The sequence below is a fragment of the Salinivibrio sp. VGrn1 genome (assembly GCF_009377995.1).
Taxonomy (GTDB): domain Bacteria; phylum Pseudomonadota; class Gammaproteobacteria; order Enterobacterales; family Vibrionaceae; genus Salinivibrio; species Salinivibrio siamensis.
Window position 1 is genome coordinate 175547 of the sequence record NZ_SATA01000003.1, and the last position, 15602, is coordinate 191148.

Consider the following 15602-nt stretch of genomic DNA (forward strand, 5'->3'; position numbering starts at 1 on the left):
TATTTATTAAAAATATCAATAGCATAACCATGCAATAGGGCAATGCCCTGACAACATCGTAAAAACGACAGGAGACAGGAAGATGAAAAAATGGCTAGTTGCCGCCGCTGTAATGGCCGCGGTTGGGTCAACCTCCGTAGCAGCCAAGGATTGGAAGGTCGTACGTTTCGGTATCGAAGGGGCCTATCCTCCATTTAGCTGGACCACCAACGAAGGCGAGCTAAAAGGCTTTGATGTGGATATGGCCAATGCGCTCTGCGAAGAGATGCAGGCAAAGTGTAAGATTGTGGCCCAGGATTGGGATGGCATTATTCCATCACTGCTGGCACGTAAGTACGATGCCATTATCGCCGCGATGTCTATTACCGAAGAGCGGAAGCGAAAAGTTGACTTCACCAACAAATACGCGCTGATCCCTAATAAATTTGTGGCTGAAAAAGGCACGGATCTGACCTTTACCAAAGAGGGCTTAGAGGGCGTTAAAATTGGTGTACAACGTGCGACCACGCACGACAAATACCTGACTGATAACTATGGTGACTCGGTGGATATCGTGCGTTACGGCACCTTTGATGAAGCCTACCTGGATCTAAAAGCAGGCCGTATTGAGTCAATCCTTGGCGATGCGTCGGCACTCCAGCAAGGGCTGCTCGACAAAGAGGGGGGTGACGAGTTTGCGTTCATCGGCCCGTCACTGACAGACCCTGAGTGGTTTGGTGAAGGCTTTGGGATTGCGACACGTAAGCAAGACAAAGAACTGACCAAGAAGCTCAACCAAGCGATCGATTCGTTGCGTGAAAAAGGCGTGTATGACGAGATTGCTGCCAAGTACTTTGACTACGACGTTTACGGCGAGTAATAGGCAGGCGGGCAGCATGAAAGTGCTGCCCGAATCATATGATTGATTTGAAAGGTTACGAGTGGTCCCTGCTTGAAGGCGCATGGGTGACCCTTCAGGTTGCGCTGCTCTCGTTAGGTCTTGCAATGCTACTGGGTATGCTGGGCGCACTGGCGAAACTCTCCAAATTTGGCTGGCTGCGTGGGATAGCGACGGTCTATACCACGGTCATACGCGGGATCCCTGATCTGGTGCTGATGATGCTGATTTTTTACGGCGGTCAAATGCTGTTGAACAACAGCTTGTATGGCATCAATGAGTGGCTTAACGAATACATGGCCGGACAAAACCCCAATCACGACTGGACATCTTATTTACCTGACTATATTGATGTGAGTCCATTTATTGCCGGGATCCTAACCATCGGGTTTATCTTTGGTGCTTACATGGCGGAAACTTTCCGTGGCGCTATCATGGCGGTGGACGCTGGGGAAATGGAAGCCGCACGTGCTTATGGCATGAGCAGCAGTTTGGCATTTCGCCGTATTTTGCTGCCGCAGATGATCCGACATGCGCTGCCAGGCTTTGGTAACAACTGGCTGGTGCTGCTCAAAACCACTGCGCTGGTGTCGATTATTGGCCTTGATGACATGGTGCGAAAAGGCGCGTTGGCGGCCGGCTCAACTCAAATGCCATTTACTTTTTACTTTACCGTTGCACTGATTTTCTTGCTCTTTACCAGTATCTCGACCACGGGACTGCGCTGGATGGAGCGTCGTTTTAGCATTCACACGCGGTAGGTGACCATGGATTTTTCTCTCGTACTCGAAACCTGGCCGATATACTTAGAAGGCCTTTGGACCACCGTATGGCTGGTCGCCTCTGCGTTGGTGATTGGCTTAGTGGTCGCGGTGCCGGTAGCGGTCGCGCGTAATGCGCAATTCCCTTTATGGCGTTATCCAGCGTGGGCGTTTATTTATTTTTTCCGGGGTACACCGCTGTTAATTCAGTTGTATCTGATTTATTACGGCTTGAGCCAAGTGATCAATGTCGAGAATTCTTTGTGGCAGCACGCTTGGTTCTGCGCCTTGGTGGCCTTTGTGCTCAACACAGCCGCTTACACAGCGGAAATCATCCGTGGCGCGATTAATGGCCTCCCTAAAGGAGAGGTCGAGGCGGCGATCGCTTATGGCATGAGCCCCTATAAAGCCTTTTCGCGCATTGTGTTGCCGAGTGCGATGCGTCGTGCGTTACCCGCGTACAGTAACGAAGTGGTGTTTATGCTACACGGCTCAGCGGTGGCAGGGATCATCACCATTGTCGATTTAACCGGTGCCGCGCGGATAGTGAACTCTCGCTATTATGCGCCGTTCGAGTCGTTTTTGACCGCGGGCGTGTTTTATATGGCGCTGACATTTAGCATCCTTTGGATGTTCCGCTTAGCGGAGCGCCGCTTCCTACGCCATTTAAGGCCGCTTAGCTAATCGGCTCAATCTCAAATGAGAAACGCCGCAGTGATCACCTGATCATCTGCGGCGTTTTTTTATCCAACGCGTGCGCCTTGGGGCTTACTTAAAGGTCGCCCAAATCGGTGCGTGATCTGACGGTTTTTCAATCGCACGGAGTTCGTAGTCAATGCCGGCATCGATGCATTGGCTCGCCAGATCGGAGGTGGCCAGAATCACGTCAATACGTAGGCCGCGGTTATCGTCAAAGCCGCGGGAACGGTAGTCAAACCACGAGAACTGATCGTTCACGCTAGGATGCAGGGCTCGGAAGGTGTCAACAAATCCCCAGTCCATCAGAGTGCCCAGCCACTCACGCTCTTCGGGTAAGAAAGAGCACTTACCGGTGCGTAGCCAGCGTTTGGCGTTTTGCTCACCAATACCGATGTCATCGTCTTTCGGGCTGATATTAATATCGCCCATCACCACCAACTGCTCACTCGGATCACGGTCAGCTAAATAGGTCATTAAGTCTTGATAAAACTTACGCTTGGCGGGGAATTTGGTTTCATGGCTGCGGTTTTCCCCTTGCGGGAAGTAACCGTTGAGCACAGTGATTGGCTTGCCGTTTTCGTCTTCAAAGGTCGCCATGATCATCCGGCGTTGAGCGTCCTCGTCATCGGTAGGAAAGCCTTTTTGCACGCTGATAGGGGACTTTTTGCATAGCATTGCCACGCCATAGTGGGCTTTTTGGCCATAGAAGTGCACTTCATAACCCATCGCTTTGACATCCGCGAGCGGGAAGGCGTCATCATGGACTTTGGTTTCTTGTAACCCGATCACGTCAGGTTGATGCTTTTCAATTAAGGCTTGCAATTGATGCAAACGAGCACGAATACCATTGATATTGAATGAAATGATTTTCACGTGTGAGGCTGCCTTTGTTGTCTTGTTAATAGCAAGACACTTTACCAGCTTCGTTCAATGAACGGAAAGGCGGCCTCTATCTCTATAGGTTATGGAAACGCGCGATATGCGCTAAGCGTTAGTGCGCAAGAGAGAATTCACCTAAGCATTCGCCTTGGCTAAAAATAGTGCCAAGCTCGGTGCTGGGATCAAACTGCAGCGTCGGTTGGGATAGTGTCGGTAGGCGATGGAGCAAGTGCTTGAGGATAATATCCCCATTAAATTGATGAATCGCGACCTGCCAGTTGGCAAGGTTAGGGAGTGAAAAGTTAACTTTCAATGGCGCTCCTTACTGTTTTGGTTGTGTTGTTAGCGGTTTTCGTTTGTGTTTGCGCACGGCGTAAATGATACCAGTGACGCAGTCTGCCGTTAGTAGCGGCCATATTTTATCTCCATGAGTTAAATGATTATTGCTCTGCCCTCTCAGTCGTTATCCATCATGGGCCGCGCAAATGCGTCGGTTTCTTTGGATTGAGCGATCACCATCCATACAGTGATACTTACCAATGAGTGATAGCAAAAGGGCGTTTAACGGGTTATCAATCTAGGAAAAAAGCGAAAGTGGATTACTGCAGAGAGTCTATGCGGGAAATAGCGTGGTCTGTCTCGACTTTGACTTGATGTCTTTTGATGCTCCGTATCTAGAGCTTTGGCCACACTACAGCATTTCTTACGGATGTAAAGGGCTTTTTTAACAGCAATACGATCGCGATAGTGCTGTGTTTTTCCTCTGTGCGTGATTTGACATATGGTATTTCATATATATTATTTTTCGTATGTATTAGGAAGAGGTAATGCAGATGTATCACACACTCACTTTTTACAAAGCCTTATCCGAGCCCACTCGGCTGACCTCTCTATTGCTGCTCTCTCAGCATGGTGAGTTATGTGTATGTGATCTGATGGAGGCGTTAGCCCTAAGCCAACCAAAGATTTCTCGGCATTTGGCGGAGCTACGTAAGCACCAATTAGTTGTCGGAGAGCGTCGTGGTAAGTGGGTCTATTACCGGTTGCATCCAGCCTTACCGGAGTGGATGCGTGGTATTTTACTGACCACGGTAAAACACAATCCTGCCATGTTGCCACCTGTTGAACCAACGGCCTTAAACCAGACTTGTTGTGAGGAAAAACAATAATATGAATGATAACGAACTCCCAAATATCACGGCCGATGCGTTTGATATTCCGTCGGCTGATAAGTTCGCGGTTCAGCGCTCGAGCCACCGCCCTCGTATCTTGTTGCTATATGGTTCCTTGCGGGCGCGTTCATACAGCCGACTGGTGGTTGAGGAAGCGGCGCGCTTACTGACGGCGATGGGGGCCGAGGCGCGGATTTATGATCCTAGTGGCTTACCCGCGCCCGATAGTGTTGAACCTTCACATGAGAAAGTAGCGGAATTGCGCGAGTTGATGATGTGGTCTGAAGGGCAGGTTTGGTGTTCGCCTGAACGCCATGGCTCGATCACCAGTATCATGAAAAGCCAAATCGACTGGGTGCCTCTAAGTCTTGGGGCCGTGAGACCAACCCAAGGTAAAGTGCTCGCGGTGATGCAAGTATGTGGGGGCTCTCAATCATTCAATACAGTTAATCAGCTCCGTGTTCTCGGCCGCTGGATGCGTATGTTTACCATTCCGAATCAATCATCGGTGCCCAAAGCCTATTTAGAGTTTGATGAAGAAGGCCGGATGCTGCCATCGCCTTTTTATCAACGCATTGTTGATGTGGTGGAAGAGCTTATGAAATTTACGCTCTTACTTCGTGACAACAAAGACTATCTCGTTGATCGCTACTCTGAGCGCGTTGAGAGTGCCGATGAGCTATCAGCACGTGTCAATCAACGTCAGTTATAAAAAGGAACTACCACGATGTCTCAATCTGAAACCTGTGCGCCGTCGGCCGCCGAAAAGATGGGTTGGCTTGATCGGTATTTAACGGTATGGATTTTCCTCGCTATGGCCATAGGGGTCAGCATAGGGTGGATTTATCCAGAAGTGGCGACCCTCAGTGAGCGTTTATCGGTCGGCAGCACCAATGTGCCGCTGGCGATTGGCTTGATCTTAATGATGTATCCGCCACTGGCAAAAGTGAATTATCGTTTATTGGGCTCGGTCACGCGCGACAAAAAAGCCATCACGCTGTCGCTGATCATGAACTGGGTGGTAGGCCCTATTCTGATGTTCACACTGGCGGTGCTGTTTTTACGTGATGAGCCAGGCTACATGGCGGGAGTGATATTGATTGGTCTTGCCCGTTGTATCGCCATGGTCTTGGTGTGGAACGATATCAGTGGCGGTAACAAAGAGTATGGCGCAGCCCTAGTGGCACTGAATAGTTTATTTCAGATCCTGACTTACAGTGTGATGGCATGGCTATTTATCACCGTTTTACCCCCCATGCTGGGTCTACAAAGTTTTGTGGTGGATGTCACCATGGGCGACATCGCGCAAAGTGTGCTGATTTACTTGGGTATCCCTTTTGTAGCGGGTTATCTATCACGTACCGTGCTGGTCGCTAAAAAGGGCGAGCAATGGTACGAAGATGTCTTTCTGCCACGTGTCTCACCGATGACGTTAGTCGCTTTGTTGGCGACCATTGTGTTGATGTTTAGCCTCAAAGGGGAAGCGATTATTGCGTTGCCGCTTGATGTGCTGCGTATCGCTGTACCGCTAGTGACCTACTTTGTGTTGATGTTCTTTATTAGCTTCTTTGTGGGCAAAAAATTGGGGATCCCCTATGACCGCAACGCGTCAATTGCGTTTACCTCATCCGGTAATAACTTTGAATTGGCGATTGCGGTGGCAATAGCAGTCTTTGGCATTCACTCTGATCAAGCCTTTGCAGGAGTGATTGGGCCGCTGGTGGAAGTGCCGGTGTTGATTGCCTTGGTGAATGTCGCGCTAAGGATGAAGCGGCGCTATACGATTTAACATGAAGCTTTTATGAATTCCGGCCTGTCCCAGTTGCGTGCATGCTTGGGTTCATTAATATACGCATATCCATATATACAGTTAGTAAAGCGTTATGAGAGAGCCCGTGTTGCCTCATCAGTTTTTCAAATTATTGGCCGATGAAACACGTGTGCGGTGTTTACTGCTTATTGCCCGTGAAGGGCAGTTATGTGTGTGCGAACTGACTGAAGCGCTAGATACCTCGCAGCCGAAGATCTCACGCCATTTGGCGCAACTGCGGGCCAGTGGTTTGTTGGTTGATACGCGCCAAGGACAATGGGTGTTTTATCGCTTAGCCGCTGACTTACCCGGTTGGATGCGCAAACAAATTCAAGGGCTGGTGGACTCCAACTGCCTAAAAGACACTTATCAAGAAGATCTCACGCGGCTTGCCAAGATGGCGTCTCGCCCCACCTGCTGTGTGTAAAGGAGAAAGCAATGACAATTAAAGTCGGGATCAATGGGTTTGGCCGTATCGGCCGTTTGGCTCTGCGTGCTGCGTTTGACTGGCCAGAGCTCGAATTTGTCCACATTAATGACGTGGCGGGAGATACGGAAACACTGGCGCATTTGCTGGAGTTTGATTCGGTACAAGGGCGTTGGCATCACGCGGTGAGTGCAGAAGGCAACCGCGTGCAGATTAACGGTCAAACACTGACGACAAGCCAAGAAAAAGCGATTGATGCAGTCGATTGGTCAGGCTGCGATGTGGTGATTGAGGCCACAGGAAAACACCGTGACGCGGATTTGCTGCAAAAATACTTGGACAAAGGCGTAAAGCGTGTGGTTGTCTCTGCGCCAGTCAAAGATGAGCGAGTGGCGAATATTGTGGTGGGAGTGAATGACGCGATATTTGATCCGAGTAAACATCGAATCGTGACTGCGGCGTCGTGCACCACGAACTGCTTGGCTCCGATTGTGAAAGTGATCCATGAAAAACTGGGAATTGCGCAGTCGACCTTCACCACCATTCATGATTTAACCAATACTCAAACGATTTTAGATGCGCCGCATAAAGACTTACGTCGTGCCCGCGCGTGCGGTATGAGCTTGATCCCGACCACCACAGGATCGGCGACCGCCATCGTAGAAATTTTTCCGGATCTAAAAGGTAAGATTAATGGCCATGCGGTGCGTGTACCACTCGCCAATGCGTCGCTAACGGATGTGATCTTTGACGTGGAAACCGATACCACTGCTGATGAGGTGAACGCCCTGTTGCAAGAAGCCGCGGACGGCGAGCTCAACGGCATTCTTGGCTTTGAGGCGCGTCCGTTAGTCTCGATTGATTACCGTGGCGATCAGCGCTCCACGATTGTCGATGGTTTATCCACCATGGTGGTGGGTAAGCGTATGGTCAAAATCTATGCGTGGTATGACAACGAAATGGGGTATGCCACGCGCACCGCAGAGTTGGTGCGCAACGTCGGCCGCGTTGATCAGTAACCGCTTTTTTATAGGGTAGCGATGCGTGCCCCGTGCCGCATCGCCCTTTTTTGTATGTGAATCGATGACCACTATGTTTGCTCAATTAAGCCAATCTGTGCGCCAGTATATGCTGGTCACCTTTAACTATTGGAATTTTACCATCACCGACGGAGCACTACGGATGCTGGTGGTGCTGTATTTTTATGAGCTGGGCTACGGCACGTTAGAAATCGCTTCGCTGTTTTTGTTTTACGAATTCTTCGGCGTGGTCACCAACCTTATCGGTGGATGGCTCGGTGCGCGTTTAGGCCTTAATCGCACCATGAATATTGGCCTTGGCATGCAAATTATCGCGCTTGCCATGTTAGCCGTGCCAGCCGTTTGGCTCACCATTCCCTGGGTAATGGCGGCTCAAGCCTTGTCTGGGATTGCGAAAGATCTGAATAAAATGAGCGCCAAAAGCGCGATTAAAACCTTGGTGCCTGACAACGCACAGGGAGCGCTGTTTAAGTGGATTGCGATCTTGACCGGCTCGAAGAATGCACTCAAAGGTGTGGGCTTTTTTGTTGGTGGCGCATTGCTCTCTCTGATTGGCTTTCAGTACGCGGTGGCAGCCATGGCTGGCGTGTTGAGTTTGGTGTTTATCGGCAGTGTGGTGTCGCTCAATGCAGAGTTGGGAAAAGCTAAAAGTAAGCCCAAGTTTTCGGAAGTTTTTTCTAAGTCTCGAAGCGTGAATATCCTCTCAGCGGCACGGATGTTCCTTTTCGGCGCGCGAGATGTGTGGTTTGTGGTGGCCTTGCCAATTTATCTTGGCACCACATTTGGTTGGAGCCACAGTGCGGTGGGCGGCTTTCTTGCGCTATGGGTGATCGCTTACGGCATGGTGCAAGGCATTGCGCCGAAAATCACTGGGCGCCAATCTGGCCATTCGCCGGGTGGTAAGGCGGCGCTCGGTTGGGCATGTTTACTGGCGATGGTGACGGGAGTCATTGCTTATGCAATTGGCGAACAGTGGCATCCGCAAGGGGTGATTATCGTTGGACTCATGGTGTTCGGAGCGATCTTTGCGATTAACTCTTCACTGCATTCCTACTTGATTGTCAGCTACGCCAAAGGCGATGGTGTGTCGCTGGATGTAGGATTCTATTATATGGCGAATGCCATGGGACGCTTAATTGGTACTGTGTTATCCGGTTGGGTGTTCCAAGTATGGGGACTCGCCGCGTGTCTTTGGGTGTCTTTCGCATTTCTAGTTCTAACTACTGTGATTTCGCTAGGGCTCCCCAACACGGCTGTCTCGACAGACCAAGCTTAAATAAACAGGGGTAGCATGGATATGCTTACCCCTGTTTCAAACTGCGGTTACTCGTTGAGCATATTGCTGATTTTCTTCTGCAGCTCTTTATCTTCACGTGCTTGACGAAAAACAGCGTTATATTCTTCTATCGTTAGGCCCGTTGCCTCAATCGCTTGCGCCATTTCTTTTTGCGTCTCCGCCATTAGCGCTTTCGCCTTTTCTTCACTGCGAATGCTCTCAAGCTTGCTTTTATAATCTTTTGAGATTGAAACCACCTGTTCAGCGGCCTCTGCGTAGCTGCTTACCACTTGGTCGGTCAGCTGATCCGCTGACAGTTCGTTTGTTTCGTTGGCAGCGAAACTTGGCAGACTGGCTGCAACAACAAACGCAAAAGATAGGGTCGCTAGTAAACGTTTCATCAATACTCTCCTTTTATTTATCACGGTCACCCTAAAAGAGATGGAGAGTGACCGTCAAACGCGAAAAAGCAATCAGACAAATTCTCACAAGACCATGACATTGTTGATACTGTAAGGATTGTTCAGCTTTTTCGAATAACTCCAACAAGTTGCTCTGCCGACTTTCCTTAGCGCGCTTCTTATACTGCTGATAGTAAAAAAGGAGGACGTATGGGAAAACTGATAGACGGTATTTGGCATGATGTGTGGTATGACACCAAGTCGTCGGGTGGTCGATTTGTCCGTGAAGACGCGGGCTTTCGTCATTGGGTGACCGCTGATGGCCAAGCTGGACCAAGTGGCGATGCGGGCTTTAGTGCTGAATCAGGCCGCTATCATCTTTATGTTTCTCTTGCTTGTCCATGGGCACATCGCACCCTGATTATGCGCCATTTAAAAGGGCTTGAGCCTCATATAGCGGTTACGGTCGTCTCGCCTGAGATGCTAGAACATGGCTGGACGTTTTCTGAGCCAGAGCCGCTGTATGGATACGACTATGCCCATCAGCTCTATACCCACGCGAAGCCTGATTACACCGGTCGAGTCACCGTTCCGATTTTATGGGATAAGCAAACTCAGACGATTGTCAGTAATGAATCCGCTGACATTATTCGAATGTTTAATTCGGCGTTTAATGGTATGACGGGCAATCATGACGATTATTACCCAGACAACCTGCGTGCGGCGATTGATCAGTGGAACGAGTTTGTTTACCCCAATGTGAATAATGGCGTCTATAAATGTGGCTTTGCCACCGAACAAGAGGCTTATGAAGAAGCCTTTGATCAGTTATTCACTGCATTGACGGTGTTGGATGATCATTTAAGTCGCAATCGTTATCTTGCCGGAAATCAGATTACTGAAGCAGACTGGCGGCTGTTCACAACGTTAATTCGCTTTGACCCCGTCTACGTGGGCCATTTTAAGTGTAACAAGCAACGTATTGCCGATTACTGCAATTTATTCTGTTACATGAAAGAGTTATTCCAAGTGCCAGGCGTGGCAGAGACAGTCGATATGCACCATATCAAAACCCATTATTATTACAGCCACGGCAACATTAACCCGACGCGCATTGTGCCGAAAGGACCAGAGCAAGATTTGTGGTCGCCGCATGGGCGTGCATCAGTCAGCTCTCGTGGCAAGTGATTGAGCCGTTGACAAAAAACAACGAAAAAGGGCCAGCAAATGCTGGCCCTTTAAGATGGTGGTGGAGGAAGGATTCGAACCTTCGAAGGCTGAGCCGTCAGATTTACAGTCTGATCCCTTTGACCGCTCGGGAACTCCACCATGGAGTCTTGCTTTGTAAAAGTGGTGGTGGAGGAAGGATTCGAACCTTCGAAGGCTGAGCCGTCAGATTTACAGTCTGATCCCTTTGACCGCTCGGGAACTCCACCACGGAGTCTTGCTTTATAAAATGGTGGTGGAGGAAGGATTCGAACCTTCGAAGGCTGAGCCGTCAGATTTACAGTCTGATCCCTTTGACCGCTCGGGAACTCCACCACGGAGTCTTGCTTTGTAAAATTGGTGGTGGAGGAAGGATTCGAACCTTCGAAGGCTGAGCCGTCAGATTTACAGTCTGATCCCTTTGACCGCTCGGGAACTCCACCACGGGAACGAGGCGAATCTTACCAAACCGACTGGAGCTGTAAAGGGTTTTCTCTGTCCCGATTAGTGGTTGGTGCTTTTTTCAGCGTCTTGCGGGTGATAATTAACGTAAAGTGTGCTTTTTCGACGTTTTTTGAAACCTGCCCGCATGTTAACAGTCTTATTCTCGTCTCGCTTTATCGCAAAACGCTATGAAATAACGTTAAAAATACTGTCTTTACAATTCTTTAAGGACAAAAAAAAGCAGATCAGTACACTGGTGCTATCCAACATATAAGGTACATGGCAATGAAAAAGTGGATGCTATTGGGCGTCGTGGTATTGGCGGGCGTCGCGTTCTGGAAGTGGGGCGATATCCAGCCCTCGAGCGAGGAGGCCTCTGCGCCACCACCGGGGGCACGATCTGTGGATGTGATGACGGCACAAGTGGAAACCAAACCGATTGCGCCGTCGTTGTCATTGGTGGGCAATGTTAAAGCCCATCAGCAGATTGATATTGAGTCAGAAGTCTCGGCGCGCATTGAAACTGTGCATGTAAAACCGGGCGAGACGGTTGAAAAAGGGGCGCCTTTGGTGACCTTTAATCGCGCCAAAGCCCAAGCTGCGGTGTTGGAAGCGTCGGCTTATCTCAATGATGAGCAGCGCAAGCTAAAGGAGTACACCAAGCTGGCGCAACGTGGTGCCTTAACACAAACCGAGTTGGATGCGCAGCAAGCCAGTGTCAATATTGCCAAGGCCCGTTTGCAATCGGCGCAATCTGATTTAGATGATCATCGTTTAATCGCGCCTTTTTCCGGTCGCATTGGTTTGTTTGATTTAAGCGTCGGCCAGCGCGTGGATGTGGGCGAAACGCTTTTTAGTCTCGACAACCTGTCACGCATGAACCTTGATATTCAGGTGCCAGAGCAATACGTCGGACTGCTTTATCCCAATATGCCAGTGGCGGTCACGTCGCAAGCGTATCCCGATGATGCCTTTACCGGCACGGTGAGCGTGGTGGACTCTCGGGTGGATAAAGACGCGCTATCAGTCAGTGTTCGTGTGGCGCTGGATAACCCTGAACGCCAATTGCAGCCCGGCATGCTGATGGAGGCGAAACTGACCTTGCCGGAGCAGCAAGCGGTGATTGTGCCTGTGCAAGCTCTGCAGTATTCCGGTACGCGTCGCTATGTCTTCCGCGTTGATGACGAAGGCATTGCCCATCGTACTGAAATTACCCTTGGCGCGAGGATTGATAACCAAGTGGTGGTGAGTAAAGGACTTGAACCCGGTCAGCATATTGTGGTGCAAGGTTTGGTGAATATGCGCGATGGGGCGCAAGTGTCTGTATTAAATGCGGAAGCACCGAAAAATCCAGAAGATGACCAAAGCCGTATCGATGATACCGTGTCTGAGACGGAGGCCAGCTAATGTGGTTGTCTGATGTCTCGGTGAAACGGCCAGTGATGGCGATCGTATTGAGCTTGTTGTTATGTGTCTTTGGCGCGGTTTCTTTCTCGACCTTGCCCGTGCGTGAGATGCCTGATATCGATAGCCCGGTGGTGAGTATTTACACCGGATATTCTGGCGCCTCGGCCAGCATTATGGAAAGCCAAGTCACGCAGTTGATTGAGGATGAGCTTTCCGGCATTAGCGGCATTGAAGAGATCACCTCGGTCAGCCGCAATGGCTCATCACGGATCACGGTGGAATTTAAACTCGATCACCCGCTGACCGAGGGGGTGAGTGATGTGCGTGATGCCGTGGCGCGCGCGCAAGGGGGACTGCCTGATGATGCCAATGATCCGATTGTGTACAAAGACAACGGCACCGGTGAAGCGGCGGTTTATATCAACTTGGCCTCGTCAGAGATGGACCGCAACCAACTGACGGAATACGCCCAACGTACGCTGGAAGATAGATTCAGCTTGATCTCTGGGGTGAGCTCGGTCGATTTATACGGCGCGCTGTATAAAGTGATGTATGTGAAGCTGGATCCCACCCAAATGGCGGGGCACGGTGTCACCACCCAAGATATTCTTGACGCATTGCGGGATGAAAACTTAGAGAGTCCGGGCGGGGAAATTCGCAATGACGTGATGACCATGCCAGTGCGTAGCGATCGTTTATATCGTGACGCAGAGGACTTTAAACAGCTGGTGGTACGCACCACGGCGAACGGCACTGCGATTTATTTGTCGGATGTGGCGGAGGTGGCCATTGGCTCACGCAACGAAGATGCCACCTATAAAAACAATGGTATCAATAATTTAAGTTTGGCGCTGATCCCACAATCTGATGCCAATCCGCTCGATATTTCTGACCGCGCTCATAAGCTTGTCGATGAGATGCAGACCTTCCTGCCCGAAGGTACGCGTCTTTGGGTGGATTACGATACTACGGTATTTATTGAGCGCTCGATTGAGGAAGTGTATAGCACCCTCTTTATCACTGGGGCGCTGGTGGTATTAGTGCTGTATATCTTTATCGGCCAAGCGCGCGCCACCTTGATCCCTGCTGTGACTGTGCCGGTATCCTTGATTTCCGCCTTTATCGTTGCCTCAGCGATGGGCTTTTCGATTAACTTGCTGACCTTAATGGCGCTTATTCTCGCGATAGGTCTCGTGGTGGATGATGCCATTGTGGTGGTCGAAAATATCTTCCACCACTTACAACAAGGCGATAAACCCTTGGTGGCCGCTTACCGTGGCGCACGGGAGGTGGGTTTTGCAGTGATCGCCACCACCGCGGTGTTGGTGATGGTGTTCCTCCCCATTACCTACATGGATGGCATGATTGGTAAGTTGTTCACCGAGTTTGCAGTGATGCTCGCCGTCACCGTGCTCTGTTCGTCCTTAATAGCGTTGACGCTTACGCCGGTGCTTGGCAGTAAATTGCTGCGCTTAAATGTGGCATCTAGTCCTGTAAACCGCGTGATCACCCGTGGGTTTGATGTGCTTGAAAGCTACTATCGCCGAGTGCTGGCACATGTCCTGCGTTGGCGTTGGATTGCGCCTGTGGTTATCTTGCTCTGTATTGGCGGCAGTGGCGTGCTGATGCAACACTTACCGTCGCAATTAGTGCCACAAGAAGATCGCGGGGTGCTGCTGGCGTTTGTCCGTGGTGCGGAAGGCACGGCGTACAACCGTATGGTGGGCAATATCGAGCAAATTGAGCAGCGCTTAATGCCCTTGGTCGATGCGGGTACTCTGAGCTCGGTTAGCTTACAAACACCAGCGTTTGGTGGCCGAGCTGGGGATCAAACAGGCTTCGTGATCATGCTATTGCCGGATTGGGATGAGCGCGACCGCTCCGCACAAGATATCTTGGCGGAAGTCCGGCAGGTGTTAAATGGTGTGCCAGATGTGCAAGTGTTCCCGTTTGCGCCTGGCTTTGGGGGCGGCAGTTCAGAGCCCGTGCAGTTTGTGTTAAGTGGTCCAGACTATCCTGAACTTCATCGCTGGGCGGAGAAATTGGGCGAAATGGGCCGCGAGGCGGGTGTGATTGACAGCCCGGATTACGACTACAACCAAAACACCCCTGAGCTGGTAGTGAAAGTTGACCGTCGTCGCGCCTCTAAACTTGGGATTTCGGTGCGGGATGTTTCCGATACCTTAGAGGTGATGCTTGGTGGCCGGGCCCAGACCAGCTATGTGGATCGTGGTGAAGAATACGATGTGTATGTACGCGGCGATGAAAAGGCCTTTAGCAGCAAAGGGGATCTTACCCGTATTTATATGCGTAGCCGCAGCGGCAAGTTAGTCTCGCTGGATGCAGTGACCACGGTGGAAGAAACAGCGTCCGCGCAGCGTTTAAGCCATACCAACAAGCAAAAGTCGATCACCTTATCGGCGCATTTAGGCGAGGATGTGACACTGGGTCAAGCACTCGATTATCTCGATAAAATCGCGGCTGAGAACCTGCCGGCCGATATCTCGGTGGGCTATTCAGGGGAGTCGAAAGATTTTCGTGACAACCAAACCAGTGTGCTGGTGGTGTTCGGTTTAGCGCTCTTGGTGTCTTACTTGGTGTTAGCGGCGCAATTTGAAAGCTTTATCAACCCCTTGGTGGTGATGTTGACGGTGCCCATGGGGATGCTAGGTGGCTTTTTAGGCCTGTGGCTGACCAACCAAGGGATCAATATCTACAGCCAAATTGGTTTGATCATGCTGATTGGGATGGTGACCAAAAACGGTATCTTAATCGTGGAGTTTGCCAACCAATTGCGTGACCGTGGCATTGCATTTGATAAAGCGATTATCGATGCGTCAGTCCGTCGCTTGCGACCGATTCTGATGACGGCGTTTACCACCTTGGCAGGGATGATCCCGCTGATCCTGTCAACCGGGGCGGGAGCCGAAAGTCGTATCGCGGTTGGGACGGTGATCTTCACCGGTATGGCCTTTGCGACCTTTGTTACCTTGTTGGTGATCCCGGCGATGTATCGTCTGCTCTCCATTCATACTCACTCGCCTGAGTATGTGGCGCAGCAATTGGACAAAGCGCTCGCGGTAGAAACTGTGCATCGGACCAGTCATGGTGAGTTTGATACCCACCCGCATGATGAGCCGCATAAATAACCGCTGTTGTATTCTCGATACAAAAACCGCCTCTTCATAGTGAGGCGGTTTTTT

The 15602-nt window shown here is 50.5% G+C and carries 15 protein-coding genes and 4 tRNA genes; 12 read left to right on the plus strand and 7 right to left on the minus strand.

Annotation, left to right across the window (positions count from 1 at the left end; all coding sequences use genetic code 11):
• Positions 1-82: 82 nt before the first annotated feature.
• Genes EHW56_RS06495 through EHW56_RS06505 form a run of 3 tightly spaced genes read left to right on the plus strand, consistent with a single transcriptional unit; the run spans position 83 to position 2322 of the window.
• Positions 83-859 carry an ABC transporter substrate-binding protein gene (locus tag EHW56_RS06495; RefSeq protein WP_046073646.1) on the plus strand — a complete coding sequence of 259 codons (777 nt, stop codon included), beginning with the start codon at positions 83-85 and terminating at the stop codon, positions 857-859.
• A 38-nt stretch (positions 860-897) separates the two neighbouring features.
• Positions 898-1638, plus strand: coding sequence for an ABC transporter permease (locus EHW56_RS06500; RefSeq protein ID WP_046073645.1), 741 nt, complete (start codon positions 898-900; stop codon positions 1636-1638).
• A gap of 6 nt (positions 1639-1644) precedes the next feature.
• Positions 1645-2322 carry an ABC transporter permease gene (locus tag EHW56_RS06505; RefSeq protein WP_046073644.1) on the plus strand — a complete coding sequence of 226 codons (678 nt, stop codon included), beginning with the start codon at positions 1645-1647 and terminating at the stop codon, positions 2320-2322.
• Between the two features lie 84 nt (positions 2323-2406).
• Here EHW56_RS06505 and xthA read toward each other — a convergent pair whose 3' ends face one another.
• Entirely contained in the window at positions 2407-3210 is an 804-nt protein-coding gene (gene xthA, locus EHW56_RS06510) for an exodeoxyribonuclease III (protein ID WP_172969987.1), read from the minus strand.
• A gap of 118 nt (positions 3211-3328) precedes the next feature.
• Positions 3329-3529: a hypothetical protein gene (locus EHW56_RS06515; protein ID WP_152794710.1), complete on the minus strand. Its 201-nt coding sequence runs from the start codon at positions 3527-3529 to the stop codon at positions 3329-3331.
• 520 nt (positions 3530-4049) lie between these two features.
• Here EHW56_RS06515 and EHW56_RS06520 point away from each other — a divergent pair.
• From EHW56_RS06520 to arsJ, 6 genes are all read left to right on the plus strand, one after another.
• Complete coding sequence (locus EHW56_RS06520; RefSeq protein ID WP_152794855.1) at positions 4050-4385, plus strand: metalloregulator ArsR/SmtB family transcription factor; 336 nt, start codon at positions 4050-4052, stop codon at positions 4383-4385.
• Between the two features lies 1 nt (position 4386).
• Positions 4387-5100, plus strand: coding sequence for an arsenical resistance protein ArsH (arsH, locus tag EHW56_RS06525; protein ID WP_152794713.1), 714 nt, complete (start codon positions 4387-4389; stop codon positions 5098-5100).
• Between the two features lie 15 nt (positions 5101-5115).
• Positions 5116-6177, plus strand: coding sequence for an ACR3 family arsenite efflux transporter (gene arsB, locus EHW56_RS06530; RefSeq protein ID WP_077667524.1), 1062 nt, complete (start codon positions 5116-5118; stop codon positions 6175-6177).
• 106 nt (positions 6178-6283) lie between these two features.
• Complete coding sequence (locus tag EHW56_RS06535; protein ID WP_077638573.1) at positions 6284-6625, plus strand: metalloregulator ArsR/SmtB family transcription factor; 342 nt, start codon at positions 6284-6286, stop codon at positions 6623-6625.
• 11 nt (positions 6626-6636) lie between these two features.
• Positions 6637-7644, plus strand: coding sequence for an ArsJ-associated glyceraldehyde-3-phosphate dehydrogenase (locus EHW56_RS06540; RefSeq protein WP_152794719.1), 1008 nt, complete (start codon positions 6637-6639; stop codon positions 7642-7644).
• Between the two features lie 73 nt (positions 7645-7717).
• Entirely contained in the window at positions 7718-8941 is a 1224-nt protein-coding gene (gene arsJ, locus EHW56_RS06545; RefSeq protein ID WP_152794857.1) for an organoarsenical effux MFS transporter ArsJ, read from the plus strand.
• A 47-nt stretch (positions 8942-8988) separates the two neighbouring features.
• Here the strand turns inward: arsJ and EHW56_RS06550 are convergent, their stop codons facing one another.
• On the minus strand, positions 8989-9342 hold the full coding sequence (locus EHW56_RS06550) for a DUF4168 domain-containing protein (RefSeq protein ID WP_046073635.1): 354 nt from the start codon (positions 9340-9342) through the stop codon (positions 8989-8991).
• Positions 9343-9552: 210 nt separating this feature from the next.
• On the opposite strand from EHW56_RS06550, the gene EHW56_RS06555 reads away from it, so the two are divergent.
• The gene (locus EHW56_RS06555; protein ID WP_152794722.1) at positions 9553-10530 is read left to right on the plus strand and encodes a glutathione S-transferase family protein; all 978 of its coding nucleotides are present in this window, start codon (positions 9553-9555) and stop codon (positions 10528-10530) included.
• 56 nt (positions 10531-10586) lie between these two features.
• On the opposite strand, the gene EHW56_RS06560 is transcribed toward EHW56_RS06555, so the two are convergent.
• The 4 genes from EHW56_RS06560 to EHW56_RS06575 all read right to left on the minus strand — a co-directional run bounded on the left by EHW56_RS06560 (position 10587) and on the right by EHW56_RS06575 (position 10991).
• Positions 10587-10671: transfer RNA gene (locus EHW56_RS06560), tRNA-Tyr, on the minus strand.
• Between the two features lie 22 nt (positions 10672-10693).
• Positions 10694-10778: transfer RNA gene (locus EHW56_RS06565), tRNA-Tyr, on the minus strand.
• A gap of 21 nt (positions 10779-10799) precedes the next feature.
• Positions 10800-10884: transfer RNA gene (locus EHW56_RS06570), tRNA-Tyr, on the minus strand.
• 22 nt (positions 10885-10906) lie between these two features.
• Positions 10907-10991, minus strand: a tRNA-Tyr gene (locus EHW56_RS06575).
• A 286-nt stretch (positions 10992-11277) separates the two neighbouring features.
• Here EHW56_RS06575 and EHW56_RS06580 point away from each other — a divergent pair.
• A complete protein-coding gene (locus tag EHW56_RS06580; protein WP_046073633.1) occupies positions 11278-12399 on the plus strand; it encodes an efflux RND transporter periplasmic adaptor subunit in 1122 nt (373 codons plus the stop codon).
• Positions 12399-15548 (plus strand): multidrug efflux RND transporter permease subunit, encoded by a 3150-nt coding sequence (locus EHW56_RS06585; RefSeq protein ID WP_152799337.1) that lies wholly within the window; start codon positions 12399-12401, stop codon positions 15546-15548. The genes EHW56_RS06580 and EHW56_RS06585 overlap by 1 nt, the downstream gene beginning before the upstream one ends.
• The last annotated feature ends 54 nt before the right edge of the window (positions 15549-15602 follow it).